This is a genomic window from Pacificitalea manganoxidans (assembly GCF_002504165.1).
GTDB lineage: Bacteria > Pseudomonadota > Alphaproteobacteria > Rhodobacterales > Rhodobacteraceae > Pacificitalea > Pacificitalea manganoxidans.
Genome location: NZ_CP021404.1, coordinates 352,105 through 369,592 on the forward strand (window position 1 = coordinate 352,105; position 17,488 = coordinate 369,592).

A 17,488-nucleotide genomic window follows, 5' to 3' on the forward strand; every position below is an offset into this window, starting at 1 on the left:
CAATGGGCGATAGTCGCGTTTGGGGAGTTCCACACGCTGAAGTGCAGCGGAAAAAATGTAAGTCGTTGATCTACGCTGCTTAGCTACGATCACAAACGGCGAGAAGATTGTTTGCCTTGCGTATCCGGTGCTCTTAGCATCACGGGGTGCTAGTTGAACGTCTCTATACCTTGTTAACGGACATGTCAGTGTTCGTTGCCTCGCTGGGCATCATGCTCGCCCTGGGGGCAATGGCCATTGTGGGTCCGCAGCCACGGCGAGATCGATCGAAGGGTAGCAAAAGCTCGATTATCAGTAAGATCTGGCTGGCAGCACAGATCTTGGCAGTCGTTATGACTATCTGTTCGGGTGTCCTTCAACTAGCGATTTACCTCGAGCTAGCACCCAGACCGCTCCAACTAAAGTGAAGGTATCCGGCACTAGCATTTATCGTAGACGTGCCCATGCCTTTTTCCGCTGAACGCACCGACCTCATCAGATCGCGTTTGCGCGAAGCGTTGGCAGGCTCGGGTCTGAATAGTTGGGAGCGGTCATTTCTAGCGAGTATGGACGAACGATTTGCGGCGACCGGGGCGAAGACACGCCTGAGTGACGCGCAATATCGTAAGCTGGCCCTTTTGCTGAACCTTCAGGATCAGGGCTTGCCGTCGCAGGCTGCGCCGACGGCCCGCCCCCGATCCACGCCAGCGGCGAAACCTGTCTATCCGAGGCGCGTGCGATCATTCTCGCCACAGCGCACGTTTTACGCCCCCCGCCGCGCCGTCCGCAGGTGGGAGCGGCAGATCATGCTGCCGGTGTTTATCGTCGTCGCGGTTGTGATGATCGTCAGTAATCTGTGGTCCCCGGATGGGCCACCGGCAGGGGGGCAGAGTGCGCCTCAACCCTCCGTGACGCAGGCTCAGCCGGAGCGCAGCGCAACCTTGTATGTCAGCGGCAGTCGGGTGAACCAAAGACAGGGGCCGGGCACGGGCAATGCCATATTGGGGTCACTCCAGCGTGGTGCGGCTGTCAAAGTGCTCGGCACGCAGGGCGGGTGGACGCAGGTCACATCGCCCCTCGGCACGGGATGGATGGCGTCCGACTATCTGGCATCGGCGGCACCAGCGGGTTCCGGCCTGGCCTCGGGAAAGCTCGGCCGTCTGGTGCGGGCAAGCGATATCCGTGTGATCGATGGCGACACGGTCAGCATCCGGGGGGAGCAGGCCAATGTACGGTTGGTCGGGTTCAACACCCCGGAGCTGCGCAGCCCCGCCTGCCAAGCCGAGGCGCAGGCCGCCCGCCAAGCGACAGACCGGCTCCGTGACATGTTGAGAAGCGCGAAAGCCATCGAATTCGCCAAGCTCGCCTGTGCATGTCGTCCGGGGACGCAAGGCACCACGGCATGCAACTATGGCCGTGGCTGCGGGACACTCTACGTCGATGGCACCGATGTCGGGGATAAGCTGATCGCGGAGCATCTGGCCGCGCCCTATGTGTGCGGTCCGCGCGGCTGTCCGCGCCGCACCGGGAATTGGTGCGGTTGAGCAGGTGACAGGCGGAGACCGCATTCGTCCCCCTCGCGGGGCCTGCGCCCCCGCCCGGTAGGCTAATCCAGATCATCCCCGCAGGTGACGCCGCTGATCAACTGATAAGACAGCAGATCACGGATCGTGGCGACGTCGCGGATGAGCGGTGTGCACTGCTTTGCCAGATCGCGAAGCTCGGCAGCCTCGGACCGGGCGGAGGCCAAGGCGGTGTCGAGTGAGACGTGACAGGGGCGCAACGCAACGCCGGGCGCCGCTTGTGCGATCAAAGGCAGGTCTTCGGGCAGCACCGTTCCAATACGGGGATAGCCGCCCACCGTCTGGCATTCGGCCATCAGGATATAGGGCACGCCGTCGCCGGTCATCTGCACGTCGCCCGGACCGATCAGATCGGAGGCAATGCCCTGTGCGGCATCGGTTGCGAACCGGGCGTCGGAGCCAAGCTGGATGCCTTGGCGATTGCCGCGCGGCGCCCGGACAAAGGTGGTGGCGTAGAACGCCTCGATGACCGCGTCGGAGAACAGCGCCGTATGGGCGCCGTCGACCACGCGAAAGGTGCCACCCTCGAACCTGTTCGGCGCGGGAAGCCCCATCGCGGGGCGCTCGGGATCGGGGTCGTCGCCCAGCGGGACGGTGCAGCCCCGCTCCAACGCTTCCCCGATGCCGATCGTCAGATGTGTTGCGCGGCTGTCGAGCCACGGATCCGTCGCGATGCCGCCCGCAGGGGTCAGATAGCCGTAGACGCCCGACCGCACCCCGCCGAGGCGCAACACCTGATCGGGCAGCACCAGATGCGCGGCATTCCAGCGAAGCGGCGTGCCGTCCAGCGTGGCGGACATCGGCGCGCCGGTCAGCGCAATGCGGGTCGCGGTGTCAAAGGTGAATTCACCACCTGCGCCCGCCATTTCCAGCGCGGCAAGCGGGGTGTCTGCGCCCAGCAGCGCGGCGGCTTCCAGCAGCGCCCGGCGGTCCATAGCGCCCCCGCGCGACAGTCCTTGAGCAAGATGGCCGGGCCGGCCCATATCCTGCACCGTCATGATCCCGTCGGCGCGACGGATGGAAAGGGTCGTCATTACAAAGTCTCCAGCCGTGCGCCGCCCATCGGGTCGTTATCGGTGGTAAGTCGGGCGATGTCGTCGGCGGAGGCTCGGGCAAAGCGGATCGCATCACCGCCCCGCAACGGCATAGGTGGTGTGCGCGAGGGCACGAAGCTGCGGAACGCGGCCTGTCCGATCTGTTGCCAGCCGGTCGCGGACTCCGCGCCAAACAGGACAAACTGCCGAACTGCCACGACAAGGGCCCCGGCGGGCACGGATGGGTTCAGTTCGCTCATGCGCGGCAGGTTCCATGCCTCCGGCATCAGGCCGATATAGGGTTGGCCGGGGGCAAAGCCGATGGTCAGAACGCGCAGGTCCGCGGCGCAGACCTGATCGACGGCGGCATCTTCGGTCAGGTTCAGCGCCGCGCTGACCTGTGCCAGTTGCGGCCCGGCCTCGCCCCCGAATGTAATGGGAATGGTCCAGCGGCGGGTGGGGGGCGGCAGATCAAGCGGCCCTTTGACCACCGCCTGCGCCAAATCCTCAAGATGCGCGCGAATAACCTCCCGCTCCGCCGCCGGGTCGAGGCGCACCAGCACCGAGACGAGCGCGGCGGCGATCTCCTCCACGCCCTCGGGCGGGGTCTGTTCCAGCGCGGCGGCAAATCGCCGGGCCGCCCCCATCGCAGTCGGATCAGGCGTCAGGGCAAAGCGGACGAGATAGGCATCAAGACCGGCGGGGAGAAGTTCGGCGGTGAGGGGCGCGCTGCTCATGGTCAGACGCTCAACGTGTCCGCGATGGCAAACAGCCGGGCATCGCTGCCGCGCGGACCCACCAGCATGGTCATGGAGTAGCGCGGTGTCAGCGCAGGCGTCGGCATGGCGATAGCGCATCCGTCGATCAGATTGACCAGCGACGTGTTGCGCAGCATTTCGACGTTAAGCCGGTCAAAATCGGCCTCTACCTCGGCGATGCTGGGCGGCAGGCGCATCAGCGTCGGCGCCAGCAGGGCGTCGAACCCCTCCATCGCCTCGGCGAAGCGGGCGACGATTTCCGCACGACGGGCATAGGCGGCGTCGATCTCCTCCGCGCTGAGCGTCTCGGCAAAGCGGATGCGGCTCAGCACGCGCGGATCGCCGACTTCTTCCAGCCGGTCCAGATCCTTGCCGTAGATCCGATGCGCCTCGACCGCGACGATGATGCGGTTAAGCGTGATCGCGGCGCCGATATCGTCCATCTCGACCGCGACCAGCGTGTGGCCCAGACCTTCGATCCGGGTTTTCTCCGCCTCGAACAGGGCTGCGACCTCATCCGACATCAGGTTGGTGAAGGCGCCTGTGGGCACGGCGATGCGCAACGTTTCCGGGGCAGGAACCGCAAGCGGATCGTCAGCCATAATCGCGGTCAGGCGGTGCAGCAGCGCGAAATCGCGCGCCATCGGTCCGGACACGTCATAGGTCGGGGCCAGCGGATGCACCCCGGTATCGTCGATCAACCCTTGGCTGGGTTTGAACCCCCAGATGCCGTTGGCCGCGGCGGGAATGCGAAGCGAGCCGCCGGTATCTGTGCCAATCGCCGCGTCGGTGATGCCCAACCCCACGCAGACCGCGCCGCCTGAACTGGACCCGCCGGGCATCCCGCCGGGGACAAGCGCGCCGGAGGGCGTGCCATGATGCGGGTTCAGACCCACGCCGGAATAGGCAAATTCCGACATAGAACTGCGCCCGAACATCAGCGCGCCCGCGGCCTTCAACCGGGCGACGGCGGTGCTGTCGGCCTGTGCGGCGGGCCGCTCGGCCAGAAGGCGCGACCCCGCGCTCGTGACCTGTCCGGCCTCGTCATAAAGATCTTTGACCGACACGAGCGTCCCTAGCAGGGGCAGATCCTCGCCCGCGGCCTTGCGCGCCAGCAGCGCGGCGGCCTCCGCGCGGATGCGGTCGGGGCTGAATTCGGTAAAGATCGCGCGGCGTTCCGCCTCCGGCAGGGCGTCCACCTTGGCGATAGCGGCTTCGACGCGGGCGTTCAGATCGACGGTCATGCGACCTCCGGCAGGGTCGTGGTGCTGTAGTCATGGCGGATCGTCCGCCCGGTTTTCGGGTCGCGCATCTCCATACGGAACCGCGCGGCAGGGCGCACGCCGCCCTTGGCGCCGAAGGTGCCGCACAGCATCGCAACCGGACCATCCGCCGACAACGCGCCGATGCGGCTGCCTTCGATCAGGTCAGCCAGCGGGCGGATGGAGGCGATGGTGCCGGACTGATAGGGCACCCATGCGCCATCCTCCTCGATCCAGCTTTCCAGTTCGATCTCCTCGACCCGGTCGGCGATGTCGTCCCAGTTCCACAGCTCCGCCGCGCAGGGCTTGGCGCAGACCTGTTTGGACATGGCGACTGAATGCGCCTCCAGCGCGCGGTCGGTATGATCGGAGGCCAGACCCAGATAGCGTTTGCCATTCGCTTCGACGATCAGCGGCTCTACCTCGCCCGAGGACGCGCCTCCCACCGCCTCGATCAGCGGCGCAGTGGTCAGGAGCGGCGACGAGACCCGATAGTAAAGTGGCGTGGCGGAGGGGGCCGGAACGCCAAGCGCGGCCAACTCCTCGATATGATGCGCGATGGCATCGGCATCACGGCCCGTCCAGCCCGCGACGATCAGGTGTTTCAGGTCCAGCGGAAGCGGCGCGCCGTCGGCGCGGAATTCGATGGTCATGGGGGCTCCTGTCAGAGAATGGAGGGCAGCCAGAGCGCAAGGCCCGGCACCGCAATCAGAAGGCCGATCATGCCAAGCATGACAAGCACATAGGGAATAACGCCGAGGATCACATCGTTCATCGAGCCTTTCGACCGCGCACCCTGCACGACGAAAAGGTTCAGCCCGACCGGCGGCGTGATAAGCGCCATTTCGATCAGCACGATCATTAGCACCCCGAACCACACCTTGTCATAGCCGAGCCCGGCGATGATCGGCACGATGATCGGGATGGTCGCCACCATCAGCGACAGCGTTTCGATGAAAAAGCCCAGAATGAGGTAGAGCAACACCACCAGCAGCAACGTGCCAATCGGCGGCAGGCCGGTGTTTTCCAGCAGGTCGGTCAGTTGCCGCCCCAGCCCCGCCGAGGTCATGGCGAAGTTCAGGAAATAGGCACCGGTGATGACCAGCATGATCATTGCGGAGATGCGGATCGTGCCGTGCAGCGCCTCGGCCATCGTCGACAGGCCCAGCCCGGTGCCCAGCGTCATGGCGATGAGCGCGGCGATGACGACGCCGATCGCGGCGGATTCGGTTGGTGTCGCCCAGCCCGCGTAGATCGAGCCGATGACCACGGTGAACAGGATGATGACCGGCACCAGCTGCACAAGGCTCCGCGCGCGCTCGCCCCAGCTGAAGCTGCGCGACGGGCCACCAAGCGCGGGGCGCGCGACGCAGATCACGGCGGTCACGATCACAAAGGCCAGCGCCATCAGCAGGCCGGGCAGCAGTCCCGCCGAAAACAGTTGCGGGATCGAGGTTTCGGTGAGGAAGCCATAGACGATCAGGTTGATCGATGGCGGGATCAGGATGCCCAGCGTCCCGCCCGCCGCGATTGCGCCGGAAAACAGCTTTGGGTCGTAGTTCAGCCGGTCCGCCTGCGGCATGGCCACCGTTGCCACGGTCGCTGCGGTCGCGACGGAGGAGCCGGAGGTCGCCGAAAACATCGTCGCGGTCGCGATATTGGCGTGGATCAACCCGCCCGGCAGCCAGCTGAGCCATTTGTCGAGCGCGCCATAGGTCCGCGCCGCGACGCCGCCCCGGACAAGGATCTCACCCAGCAGCACGAACAGTGGGATCGCGATCAGGGTGGAGGAGGACGACGACGACCACACCACCTGTCCCAGCCCGCGCAGCAGCGGGAACATGGAAAACAGTTCTCCCACCCCGATGCCAAGGATGAACAGCACGATGCCCACGGGGATCGACAGGGACATCAGCCCCAGAAGCGAAATTGCGACAGTCCAGATCATTGGTCGAGCTCCGAACCGAGGCCGATGGAGGCGGTAAGTTCCGTTCGCCGACCCTGAACAAGGTAGACGAGGGCGATGAGGCTCAGCGCGGTTGCGCTCAGCGCGAACCATGCCCAGCCGCCGAACCAGATCCCTTGCGGAATCCAGAGAGGTGTCTCAAGCGGGGTATTGGCGCGCGAGCCGCGCTCCAGCGTTTTTTGCAGCACCGGCCAGCAGTAATAGGCGATGAGCAGCACGACACCGTTGGTGACGATCATCGCGAAAAGGTCCATCAACGCCTGCCCCCCGGCGCGCAGGCGCTGCCGGATCAGGTCGATGCGGACATGGGCGCGATCCAGCAGCGCACAGGCCAGACCCCAACTGGCGACCGCGGCCATGACATAGCCCGAGATCTCATCCGAGCCGCCAAGCGACCCCCAGCCTGTCTTGCGCCCGACCACGTCGATCAGGACGAACAGGACCGTTGCCACCAGCGCCACGCCGAGGATCAGCGCCACGAGGCGGTTGGCGCGCCGCAGCGCGCCTTCCAATGTTGTTATGCGGCTCACGCGCTGCACCTCAGTTGGCGACAGGAACGGTCACGCCGACGACTGTGCCGACGCTGTCATTCCAGCGCGTGGCCCAGTCACCGCCGGCACGCTCGGCCCAGTCGGGGAGCACTTCGGATTCCAGAACCTCACGCGCGGTCTGCATGTCGGCCTCGCTCGGCTCGACCAACGTCATCGTCGCGGCCTCGCCCGAGGTGCATTCGCCTTCGCCGGTCAGGCAGGCGATGTCGTTTTCCAGACCGCCCTGCGCGGCGGCCCATGCCTTACCTTCCAAACCTTCCTGAACGGCGGATTTCAGCGTCTCCTGCGCCTCGGCCGACAGGCCGTCGAAGCGGTCCTTGTTCATCGCGATCACGACCGGATCCCAACCGCCCAGCGGCAGCGTCAGCAGGTGATCGGACACTTCCCACCAGCCAGCGGAATAGCCCGAACCGGCCCCGGTCACGGCGCAATCGATCACGCCGCGCTGAAGCGAGCCGGGCACTTCGGAAAACGCGATGTTGATGCCTTCGGCACCGAGCGCTTCCAGCAGCTTGGTGGTCATGCGGCCAGAGCCGCGCACCTTCTTGCCTTCCAGATCGGCGAGCGACGTGATCTCGCCCTTGCAGAACACGACCTGCGGCGGGTAGGGCGCAATGCCCAGCAGTTCCGCGCCAAAGCGGTCATGCATGATGTCTTCGACCATCGGGCGGGCCGCATCGACCATCGCGCGGGCCTCATCCGCCGTGGCCGCGACCAGAGGCACGTCGAGCCCTTCCAGTTCCGGCGCATCGCCGACGGTGTAGTCGGCCACGGTCTGGCCGATGTCGAACACACCGTCGCCCAGCATCCGCAGAACGTCGGCCCCGGCGATTCCCATCTGATCGAAGCTGGTCAGCTGCGCGGTCATCTCGCCTTCGGTCATCGTCGGCAGGTCTTCGGTCCAGAAGGGCGTGGTGAACTGCTTGTAAAGCGGCAGGCTCGACCAGCTGCCAACGACCGAGAACTGTTCCTCGGCATGGGCGGTGGTGGCGAGCAGGGCGACCGTCATTGCGGTCATCATCGTATTTTTCATGTGTCTTCTCCTGTTGGTCTGGTTTTCGTTGAACGTGTTGGGCGGGCCTAGAGGGGCTGAACCCCCGTAAGCCTGCGCGCCGCATGGCTGGACGGAACATCCGTCACCAGCATGTGCCCCGGCGCATGGGTGATGGCGAGCGCGGGCCGCGCGGCGACGATGGCCGCTTGCGGTGTCACGCCGCAGGCCCAGAACACCGGAATATCGCCGGGGCGGATATCCGGCGCATCGCCGTAATCTGGGCGGTCGATATCGGTGATGCCGATCTGCGCCGGGTCGCCCAGATGCACCGGCATGCCATGCGCCAAGGGGAAGCGCTGGCAGATGGCGATCGCCTCGATCGCGTCGGCTGCGGGCATTGGGCGCATGCTGACGACAACAGGCCCCGAAAACCGGCCCGCAGGCCGCGTAGGCATGTTGGTGCGATACATCGGCACGTTGCGCCCGGCATCCTGATGGCGCACCGGAATGCCCGCACGGGTCAGCGCATCCTCGAAGCTGAACGAACATCCCAGCGCAAAGGACACCATGTCCTCGCGCCACAGGTCGGCGATATCCGCAGGCTCCGCCACCAGCGCGCCGTCACGCCACAGGCAATAGCGCGGCAGATCGGTGCGCAGATCGATGTCGCCCAGCGTCGGCAAGGTCGGATTGCCCGGTTCGCCCACTGCAAGCAGCGGACAAGGGCGCGGGTTGGCCTGACAGAACATCAGGAAATCGCGCGCATCATCCCCGGGCAGGATCACCAGATTGGCCTGCAGCGCCTCGCCCCCGTGACCGGCGGTCGGACCAGTGAAGCGCCCGGCGCGGATCTGTGCGCGAAGCTCTTTCGGGTCCGAGATGAAGCTGCGGGTATCCGTCATCGAAGTCCTCCGGTTTTACCAAGGCTCCGCCAATCGACCGATTAGATCAACAGTTCAGTTGTTGCCAATATTGAACCTTAAATTAGATCAGTCGCCCCGGCCTCCACAGCCGCGCGGGTGACCTCCCGGCCAATTTCCTCGTTCCTCTCAGGGTCATAGCAGATCACGAACTCAAGCGGGCGCAGCTGTGCGTCGGGGGTCACCTCGATCTCGCGCAGCTTGGCATGGGGCCATGCCGCGACAATCGAATGGGGGATCGTGCCAATGCCGAATCCCTGCTCCACAAGGTGCAGCATCGTCGCGAGAGAGGCCGACCCGTGCACGGTCGCGGGCCGCCGCCGCCCCGGCGACAGCAAATCCAGCACCCGGCGATGCGGGATCGTCGTTTTGGGAAAGGACACGATGGGCAGCGACACCAGATCGTCAAGCCCGGCAGGGCTAGGCAGGGTGAAATGCGCAGGCGACACGAACCAGCCCATGCTGACCGGTGGCAAGGGCGTCAGCGCGATCCGGCGCGGGGCCTGATCGCGAAGCAGGATCACCACATCGAGCGCATCGTCGCGCAGCGCTTGCTCCATCTGGTCTGACGTATCGACAGAGATTTCGAACCGCAGCATCGGATGGCGGCTGCGCAGGGTGGTTAACATGCGCGGCAGGATCGTGTGGGTCATCGTCTCCGCCACGCCCAGCCGCACCACGCCCGCCATCACACCGTGGATCAACTCCCCCAAGATCCGATCCCGCTGCGCGATCAGAACCTCGCCCTCGTCGCACAGCCGCCGCCCGGTCGCGGTCAACCGCACCCCGCGCCCGTCCCGCTCAAAGATCGTGATCCCCATCCGGTCCTCTAGATGGCGGATCCGGCGAGAGATCGCGGATTGTGCCAGCCCGGTCGCATCGGATGCGGCGCGGAACCCGCCGTGGCGCACGACGGAGCGGATGATTTCGATGTCTTTGAATCCGAACATGACCTGCAGCGTAAGGCGGTGCGCAGCGCGACTGTCAAGCAATCGCGCCGCAACCGGGCTATTCAGACTGTCGATCGGGACACCCCGCCACGCGACCGAGGCGCAGCGCCGCCGTGACCCGCTTTCGGCAGATCCACTGCCCGCCTGGGCCATGTAGCCGCGCGCAAATCCATCTCGGGTTAAGCGGCCAACCTGTGCCTAGGTGGCGGCAAAAGCCTCCCGCGCCTCTGGCTGATCCCAGATTTTACGGATCGCGGCGGCACCGGCTTCGGTCAAGGCGGTCGCATCAGCGATGGCCACGCTTCCGCTGTCGACCAGAACGCGACCGTCGACGATCACCGTATCCACGTTTGCGCGGTTCGCGAGGGAGACAAGCGTGCGACGCGGGTCGTAATGTGGTTGTAGATGCGGATGCGTCATGTCGATCAACGTAAGGTCGGCCTTCGCACCCGGCGTAATCCGCCCCAAGTCGGGGCGCTTCAGGGCAACTGAACCGGCCCCGGTAATTGCGTTCAACAGAGCCGGTGCGGTCGCGCTGCGCGCATCGCCGCGTGTCACTTTCGAGACGATGCCAGCGGCGTTGATCTCTCCCAGCAGGTCCATGTTGTAGCCATCGGTCCCTACCAAGGTGCGCAAGCCCGCCGCTTCAAACCGGCCAAAGGAGGCGGTTTTGCCGGTCCGGGCAAAGACCCGCGGGCAATTCACAACAGTCACGTCCCGCGCCTTCATCAGCGCAAGGTCGCTTTCACTGCTGTAGACACAATGCGCGGCCAGAAGATCCGGCCCCAGCACCCCTAGCCAGTCCAGATACTCCGCCGGGCTGCGCCCGTCCCACCGTTTTGCGATGGTTGCGACCTCGCCCTCGCTTTGGGCGACATGCGTGGTGATCGGCACAGACAGGTCGCGCGCCCGGTCTGTCGCCGCCCGAAGCAAATCGGGGTCGCAGGTATCGGTCGCATGGGGGCTCATGGCAAGGCTGATCCGGCCATTTTCACGCCCATGCCACTGATCGTAAAGCGCGTTCCATGCCGCCAGATCGACCGCATTGTCGCGGCCATCGGTTGAGGACGCGGTATAGCTCACCTCGCCCTCTGTGCCTGCACGCGGATTCGACGCGGAGAAAAGATAGGGCGCCCCCCAGAACCGCAGACCAAGCTCGGCGGCGGCGTCGAACATCTCGGGCAGGTTATTGCGAAACGGCTCCATGACGGATGTCGCGCCGCCCAGCAGAAGCTGGATGACCCCCATGCGCGCAATCGCCATGCGCTCTTCGGCGGTCAGGATGTCCAGCCCGGTCTTGGAGAGGGGCAACAGAACCGTATAGACGATGCTCTGATCATTGCGCTTGCTCACCCCATCCTCGGCATGACTGCGGGCGATGGCCTCGCTGAAGCAGTGGTTGTGAAGGTTCATCAGGCCGGGCAGCACAAAGCGACCGGGCCGGTCGATCACATGGTCGGCCTGCGCAGGTCGGCTTTCCGTGATCGCGGCGATCCGGTCGTCTTCGAGGATCACCCAATGATCGCGAAGAACCTCTTGGCCCTCGGCGCCGTGCGCCAGCACATAAGAGCCAAAGACCGCAGTGGTTTTGCTGCGCGTGTCCGGCAGTGTCGGGGTTTGGGAACGTGTCAATGCGAAGCCTTCTACGATGGAGCCGCTGGCGCCGGGGGTGGGGTCGGCTGCACGAAGCGGCGGTAAATCAAAGGGCGGCGGGCGGCCTGTGGACGTCGTAAGGGTCAGGGCCGCTGCCATGACGGGGGCAGGGCGGTCAGGCGGAGTTAAGCCGGGCTAGTATCCGACGGCCTGCGGCTGCCACCGGATCGATCACCGGGATGCCGAGGTCGTTCTGAAGCTGCGCTGCGATTTGGGCCATTCCCGCACAACCGAGAACAACAGCGCCGGCACCGCGATCGCGTAGCGTCTCGCCGATCGCGCGCAGATGACGATAGACCTCAGGGTCACGACCGGACGCTTCGGCGGAAACGTCCAGCAACGGCAACTCCGCGACCAGCCGGTCCATGCAGCCCAACGCCTCGATCCGTTTGAGATGTCGGGGAATGGCGCGCTCTGACAGCGCGATAATGCCAAACCGATCAGCCAGCGCGCAGGCCTCAAGCACTGCGGCCTCTTGCGCCCCCACCACCGGTTGGCTGACCCGCGTCCGGGCAAGGTCAAGACCGGGGTCCGAAAAACACGCGATGATATAGCCGTCGGCCTGCGCGCCGGCGATCCGCGCGGCCAAAGGTTCGGCTGCTTCGGCGACATGTTCGTCGGTGCGGATCGTTTCAGGCCCGCCCTCCTGACGAACAACGTCAAACTGCGCGCCGAGCGGCGCAAGCGCGTCTGCGATACCATCGGTGACGGCGACCGACGAGTTGGGATTGATCACCAGCACCCGCATCAACGCAACTCCACGCCGAAGTTCTGGGCAGGATCGAATTCCTTGACGGTAACGCCGGGCTTGCCGCGCAGGTCGATGGGCTGACGGGCCACGAAGCGGCCCTGACCCTCTTTCGCTTTCAGTTCGCCGTGCTCAACGATCACCGCGCCGCGGTTCATGACAATCTCCGGCATGCCTGTCAGCATCATGCCCTCGAACGGGGTGTAATCCATGTTGTCATGCTGGTTGGCCGAGGTGACGGCGACACGCGCGTCCGGGTTCCAGATCGCGATGTCGGCATCCATGCCCGGCGCGATCCGACCTTTCGTCGCGCAGCCAAAGGTCTTGGCCGCATTGGTCGAAGACAGCGCGACGAACTGTTCCAGCGTAATGCGCCCCTTCACCACCCCTTCCGAGAAGAGATAGCGCAGGCGCGTGGCGATGCCGGGCATACCATTGGCGATCTTGGGATAAGGAATGTCCCACCCGTTCAGGAACTTGCCGGTTTCGTCATGGCGGTAGGGAGCATGGTCGGAACTGACGCTTTCAAAGGTGCCCTGCGCAATATGGTGCCAAAGCGCATCCTGCGTGGCGGCATCGCGCAGCGGCGGCGAGCAGACATATTTTGCGCCTTCCATCCCCGGCCGGTCGAGATCCGCGCGGGTAAGCGCGAGGTATTGCGGACATGTCTCGGCAAAGAGTTTGGCGCCGTTGAACTTCTCCCGGCGCACGATCTCGGCGCCGCCGGCAGTCGACACATGCACGATGAATAGCGGCGCGTCGGCCAACTTGGCGAGCTGGATCGCGCGGCTGATCGCCTCCTCCTCGGCCAATTCGGGGCGCGAGATGGCGTGATACTTGGGCGCGGTCAGACCCTTGGCGGCCAGCTGCCGGTTCATCCATTTGACCATGTCGTTGTTTTCGGCATGGACCATGGTGATCGCGCCGTGCGCGCGCGCCACCGTAAGGATGTCGAGCATACCTCCGTCGCCAAGGTTCATCAGGTCATAGGTCATAAAGACCTTGAACGAGGTGATGCCTCGGGCGAAGGCGCGGGGCAGTTCGTCCTCAAGCACCTTTGGCTGCGGGTCCGAAATGATCAGGTGATAAGAATAATCGATGACCGAACGCGCGGCGCGCGCGTCGTAGGTCGCGATCACATCATCGACCGATTGACCGCGCTGCTGTGCTGCGAAGGGGATGAAGGACGAATTGCCGCCGAACGCCGCCGATACCGACCCCGAAAGGTAATCATCCGCGGACATCACCCCCGAAGAGCTTTCCTGCGCGATATGGGCGTGGGCCTCGATCCCGCCGGGCATGACGATGCGTCCGCCTGCGTCAATTCGGCGTTGGCCACCTGAAAGGCGCTCGGCCACTGCGGCAATGCGACCGTCCTTGATGCCGATATCGCCCGTGGCCGTATAATCCGCCGTCGCGATCAGGCCCCCATGAATGACAGTGTCGAATTGCATGGTCATTTCCTTTCCGGCCCCGCGACTGTCCAGCTGTCTCGGTGCAGTGCCGTGGGGAAACGGGCATCGAGCCCCAATTCCGCGATCCGCTCAATGCTGGTTTCAAAGAGGGTGGATTGCACGGGCACCGCGTCCGGCGATAGGGCGATTGCGCGCAGCGCAGCCTCGCGCCCCTTATATGCCTCGAAGAGCATGCGCAGGTCCGCGACCGCCTTGCCATCCGAGATGTCGATCCGAAGGTCGCAACTGGGGATGCCGTGATCGCCCGTGACGTGAAGCGCGGAGGAGCGCAACGCATTCGCGACCTCGCCGCCCGCGTCCTGCCCGGCCTCCAGCGCAAGCAGCAGCTTCTCTGCCAGCGGCAGGGCCGGATCGGCAAGGAAAGCGGCGGCCATGGCGGCTGTAACCCGTTCGTTGTCCAGAATATTGCCAAGAGCGAGGCAGTTCTTGCCGCCGGTATGCGTGTAGATCGAATACATGCGGCGACCGTGGAAGACAGCACTCTGCCCCCGCGCATCAAGCGCACCAAGCTGCCGCCACTCAATGTCAGGGCTGCTGGCGACGACCTGCGTTATGGCGTCATCGGCGGACGCGCCGTCGCGCAACAACGAGATGCCAAGATCGCCCAGTCTGCTGTCGGTCCGGTGCTGTGACAGAAACGCGCCCCGTCCATGCGCAAGCCGCACGCAACGGCTGCCGACGGCGAGGTCCGAGGTGGTGATAGCGGCGCCAAATGCCCCGGTGCGGTCGCAGTGCCCGATGATTGAAAAGGTCATGTCAGGTTCCTATGAGGACGCTTGCGGTTTCGCGGTCGCGTAAATCCGTGCCACCGCGGCTGCCGTCACCAGCAGGGTTATGAAAACAAGGATCGTCGCCACGGCAGCAATCACGGGATCGACGGATTCTTGGATGCCTTCCCAGATCATCTTGGGCAACGTTTCCACGCGGCGCACGGTGAGGAACAGCACGCCGACGATCTCATCGAAGCTGACGATGAAGGCAAAGATCGCGCCCGTGATCATCCCGGGGCGGATCGACGGCAGGATCACCGTTCGGATCGTCATGCCAAGGGACGCGCCAAGGTTGCGCGCCGCTTGCGGAATGCGCCGGTCGAGATTGGCCAAGGCTGCAAAGACGGAGATCGTCACATAGGGCAGCGCCAGCAACGTATGAGCAAGGATCACACCGAAATGCGTATCGATCAGGCCAAGCGTGACCCAGAATTTGTAAAAGCCCAGAGACTGAACCACAGGCGGCACCAGAATAGGCACGATCATCACCCACCGGGCGATCATCGCGGCGCGATCCGAAAGGAACCAGCAGCCGATGCAGAAAGCCGTGCCCAATGCTGTCGAGGCCGCCGCGACGACTCCCCCGATCCAGATGCTTGTCCATGTCGCCCGCAGCCATTCAGGTGAGCGCAGGAAGGTGTCGAAATGCTGAAGCGACAGATGCTCTTTGGGCAGGCCGATAAAGGTTGTGTCGGTCAGCGAAACCGGGATCACCACGAGGATCGGTAAAACGAGGAAGGCCAAAATCGCCCAGCTTCCGGTGGAGAAAAACAGACGGAGAGGGGACCGGGTCATCAGTTGCGCTCCAGAAAAGTCTTGCGCAGGTTCACGAAACGGCTCGCGGCAAGAAGGACAACGGCGGTGGCGCCAAGCAGCGCGACCGAAAGCGCGGCCCCAAGACCCCAGTTGAGGAATTCCTGAATCTGGTAGGTGATATATTCGGAGATCATCATTACGCGGCCCCCGCCCAGGAGCGCGGGCGTGATGTAGAAGCCAAGCGAGAGCACAAAGACCAGCAAACCCCCTGAAAAAACACCGGGCAGCGTTTGCGGAAAATAGACCTCGCGGAAGGCGCGCCACTCGCTGGCCCCCAGTCCCCGCGCCGCCTTCATGTAGCTGCCCGGAATACCGCGCATATTGGTCAGCATCGGCAGCACGGCAAAGGGCAGCATCACATGAACCATGGCGATGAGCACACCGGTTTCATTATGCATGAACCGGATCGGCGTCGCGATCAGCCCCGTATCCATCAATGCGTCGTTCACCAGCCCTGAACGGCCCAGCAGCACGATCCATGCAAAGGATCGGATCAGCACGGATACCCAGAAGGGCAGAAGCACCAATCCCAGCATCAGCGGCCTGACCCGGACCGCGAAATTCGCGATCGTGTAGGCCAGCACATAGCCGAGCAGCAGACAGATCACGGTGGTGATCGCCGCGATGCGGAAGGTCAGCACGAAGCTGACCCGCACCGCATTCGAGTCAAACATTTTGGTGTAGTTGCCGAGCCCGGCTGTGGGCTCGGTGACGGAGATGCCCCAAATGTTGAGCACTGGCCAGATGTAGAAAAGGACCATCACGGCCAGAGCTGGCAAAACCAGCATCCAGTAGCGGAGTTTGTCAGTCATTCGGGGCATTCCTAGGCTCATGTCAGCCGATCAGCGCGTCGATATACAGCTCTTCGGCAGAGACCTGATTTTTGCCATACCACTCGTCGTTGTAGATCACCTGCTTGGCCACGTTTTCGGGGGTGTTCGGGTTCCACTCGGACAGTTCTGCCGGGATGAGCGCGGCGGCGGCGGGGTTGATCGGGCCGTTGCCGATGGCCACGAACCAATCCGCCTGAAGTTGCGGGTCCTGCACGGTGGCGATGAAGTTCATCGCGGTTTCCGTCCCGGCGGGATTGTCCTTCGGCACGACCCACATCCCCGGCTGCAAAAGCGCCCCGTCATAGGTCATCTTGAACGTGCCCGGCTCCATCTGGTCCTTCAGCAGGAAGCCGCGGGTGGAGTAGATATTACCCATCGCAACTTCGCCCTGAAGGAACAGGTTCTGGCTGTCAGAACCCGACCCCCAGACGATGATGTTGTCGCGCAGTTCGCGGAATTTGGCGATGGCGGCCTTGATGCCCTCGTCATCGAGAAACTCGTAGACGTCTTCTTTGGGGACACCCATCGCCTGCGCCGCTGCCTCAAGCTGACCGCGCACGGATTTGCGGAAGGTTCGCATGCCGGGGAAGTCCTCGACGTTCCAGACATCCGCCCATGTCTGCGGCCCCCCATCGGGCAGCATCGTCGGGTTGTGGGCCATCGCATAGGAAAAGACGTAGTTGCCGACGGCAAAGGGCAGGGCGGTGCCGTCCAGCACCTTGCTTTTGTCGACGATGGAGTAGTCGATGTTCTGGATCACGCCCGCGCCGTTCATCACAATCGCCGAGCCTGCCCCGCTGTCGCAGACATCCCAGACCACTGCACCGCTTTCCACCATGGCGCGGACCTTGCCCGCGCTGGGGCCCGCGCCATCGACGCGCACCGGAATGCCGGTTTCTTCCTCGAATGCCTTGCCGAGAAGATCGCGCAGGATGTCCGAGGCCTGACCGCCCCAGTTGCAGACGACCACTTCGCTGGCCTGTGCGATCGCGCGGTTGCCCAGCAACGGCACGAGGCCGAGCGCACCCATGGCAGTCAGGAAGCCACGCCGCGACAGCGTGCCAGCCTTGTATTTCTCTGCTGCGATCTCGGCGAGATCGGACTGAAAATGACGTTCGGAAGTATCCAAGTGATGTCTCCTTGTTGGGAAGCTGTCCTTGTCGTGGGCAGCTCTTCTTGCGCCCGCCGCGAAAAAT

17 protein-coding genes are annotated in these 17,488 nt (G+C 64.3%); 1 reads left to right on the plus strand and 16 read right to left on the minus strand.

The features are described from left to right. Positions 1-545 precede the first annotated feature (545 nt). Positions 546-1,523: an SH3 domain-containing protein gene (locus CBW24_RS01610; protein ID WP_198405205.1), complete on the plus strand. Its 978-nt coding sequence runs from the start codon at positions 546-548 to the stop codon at positions 1,521-1,523. A gap of 62 nt (positions 1,524-1,585) precedes the next feature. Here the strand turns inward: CBW24_RS01610 and CBW24_RS01615 are convergent, their stop codons facing one another. The 16 genes from CBW24_RS01615 to CBW24_RS01690 all read right to left on the minus strand — a co-directional run bounded on the left by CBW24_RS01615 (position 1,586) and on the right by CBW24_RS01690 (position 17,421). Beyond that, positions 1,586-2,596: a 5-oxoprolinase subunit C family protein gene (locus CBW24_RS01615; RefSeq protein WP_097372464.1), complete on the minus strand. Its 1,011-nt coding sequence runs from the start codon at positions 2,594-2,596 to the stop codon at positions 1,586-1,588. After that, positions 2,596-3,333, minus strand: a complete 738-nt coding sequence (locus CBW24_RS01620) for a 5-oxoprolinase subunit B family protein (protein ID WP_157773005.1) — start codon at positions 3,331-3,333, stop codon at positions 2,596-2,598. Before CBW24_RS01620 ends, CBW24_RS01615 begins: the two co-directional genes overlap by 1 nt. 2 nt (positions 3,334-3,335) lie before the next feature. Next, positions 3,336-4,598, minus strand: a complete 1,263-nt coding sequence (locus CBW24_RS01625) for an amidase (RefSeq protein ID WP_097372466.1) — start codon at positions 4,596-4,598, stop codon at positions 3,336-3,338. Next, on the minus strand, positions 4,595-5,269 hold the full coding sequence (locus CBW24_RS01630) for a DUF2848 domain-containing protein (protein WP_097372467.1): 675 nt from the start codon (positions 5,267-5,269) through the stop codon (positions 4,595-4,597). The genes CBW24_RS01625 and CBW24_RS01630 overlap by 4 nt, the downstream gene beginning before the upstream one ends. A gap of 11 nt (positions 5,270-5,280) precedes the next feature. Then, on the minus strand, positions 5,281-6,564 hold the full coding sequence (locus CBW24_RS01635; protein WP_097372468.1) for a TRAP transporter large permease: 1,284 nt from the start codon (positions 6,562-6,564) through the stop codon (positions 5,281-5,283). Next, positions 6,561-7,112 carry a TRAP transporter small permease subunit gene (locus CBW24_RS01640; protein ID WP_097374084.1) on the minus strand — a complete coding sequence of 184 codons (552 nt, stop codon included), beginning with the start codon at positions 7,110-7,112 and terminating at the stop codon, positions 6,561-6,563. Before CBW24_RS01640 ends, CBW24_RS01635 begins: the two co-directional genes overlap by 4 nt. A gap of 10 nt (positions 7,113-7,122) precedes the next feature. After that, on the minus strand, positions 7,123-8,166 hold the full coding sequence (locus CBW24_RS01645; protein ID WP_097372469.1) for a TRAP transporter substrate-binding protein: 1,044 nt from the start codon (positions 8,164-8,166) through the stop codon (positions 7,123-7,125). A 47-nt stretch (positions 8,167-8,213) separates the two neighbouring features. Beyond that, positions 8,214-9,029, minus strand: coding sequence for a putative hydro-lyase (locus CBW24_RS01650; RefSeq protein ID WP_088662566.1), 816 nt, complete (start codon positions 9,027-9,029; stop codon positions 8,214-8,216). A 77-nt stretch (positions 9,030-9,106) separates the two neighbouring features. Beyond that, on the minus strand, positions 9,107-9,997 hold the full coding sequence (locus CBW24_RS01655) for a LysR family transcriptional regulator (protein ID WP_198405206.1): 891 nt from the start codon (positions 9,995-9,997) through the stop codon (positions 9,107-9,109). Between the two features lie 198 nt (positions 9,998-10,195). Next, entirely contained in the window at positions 10,196-11,629 is a 1,434-nt protein-coding gene (locus CBW24_RS01660; RefSeq protein ID WP_198405207.1) for an amidohydrolase family protein, read from the minus strand. A gap of 136 nt (positions 11,630-11,765) precedes the next feature. Beyond that, positions 11,766-12,398 (minus strand): aspartate/glutamate racemase family protein, encoded by a 633-nt coding sequence (locus tag CBW24_RS01665; protein WP_232530004.1) that lies wholly within the window; start codon positions 12,396-12,398, stop codon positions 11,766-11,768. Further along, the gene (gene hydA, locus CBW24_RS01670; RefSeq protein WP_198405208.1) at positions 12,398-13,852 is read right to left on the minus strand and encodes a dihydropyrimidinase; all 1,455 of its coding nucleotides are present in this window, start codon (positions 13,850-13,852) and stop codon (positions 12,398-12,400) included. Before hydA ends, CBW24_RS01665 begins: the two co-directional genes overlap by 1 nt. Positions 13,853-13,854: 2 nt before the next feature. Further along, positions 13,855-14,628 carry a DUF1028 domain-containing protein gene (locus CBW24_RS01675; protein WP_097372474.1) on the minus strand — a complete coding sequence of 258 codons (774 nt, stop codon included), beginning with the start codon at positions 14,626-14,628 and terminating at the stop codon, positions 13,855-13,857. Positions 14,629-14,637: 9 nt separating this feature from the next. Next, positions 14,638-15,438 (minus strand): ABC transporter permease, encoded by an 801-nt coding sequence (locus tag CBW24_RS01680; protein WP_097372475.1) that lies wholly within the window; start codon positions 15,436-15,438, stop codon positions 14,638-14,640. After that, entirely contained in the window at positions 15,438-16,271 is an 834-nt protein-coding gene (locus CBW24_RS01685) for an ABC transporter permease (RefSeq protein ID WP_232530006.1), read from the minus strand. Before CBW24_RS01685 ends, CBW24_RS01680 begins: the two co-directional genes overlap by 1 nt. A gap of 22 nt (positions 16,272-16,293) precedes the next feature. Further along, positions 16,294-17,421, minus strand: a complete 1,128-nt coding sequence (locus CBW24_RS01690; RefSeq protein ID WP_088662559.1) for an extracellular solute-binding protein — start codon at positions 17,419-17,421, stop codon at positions 16,294-16,296. Between the last annotated feature and the right edge of the window lie 67 nt (positions 17,422-17,488).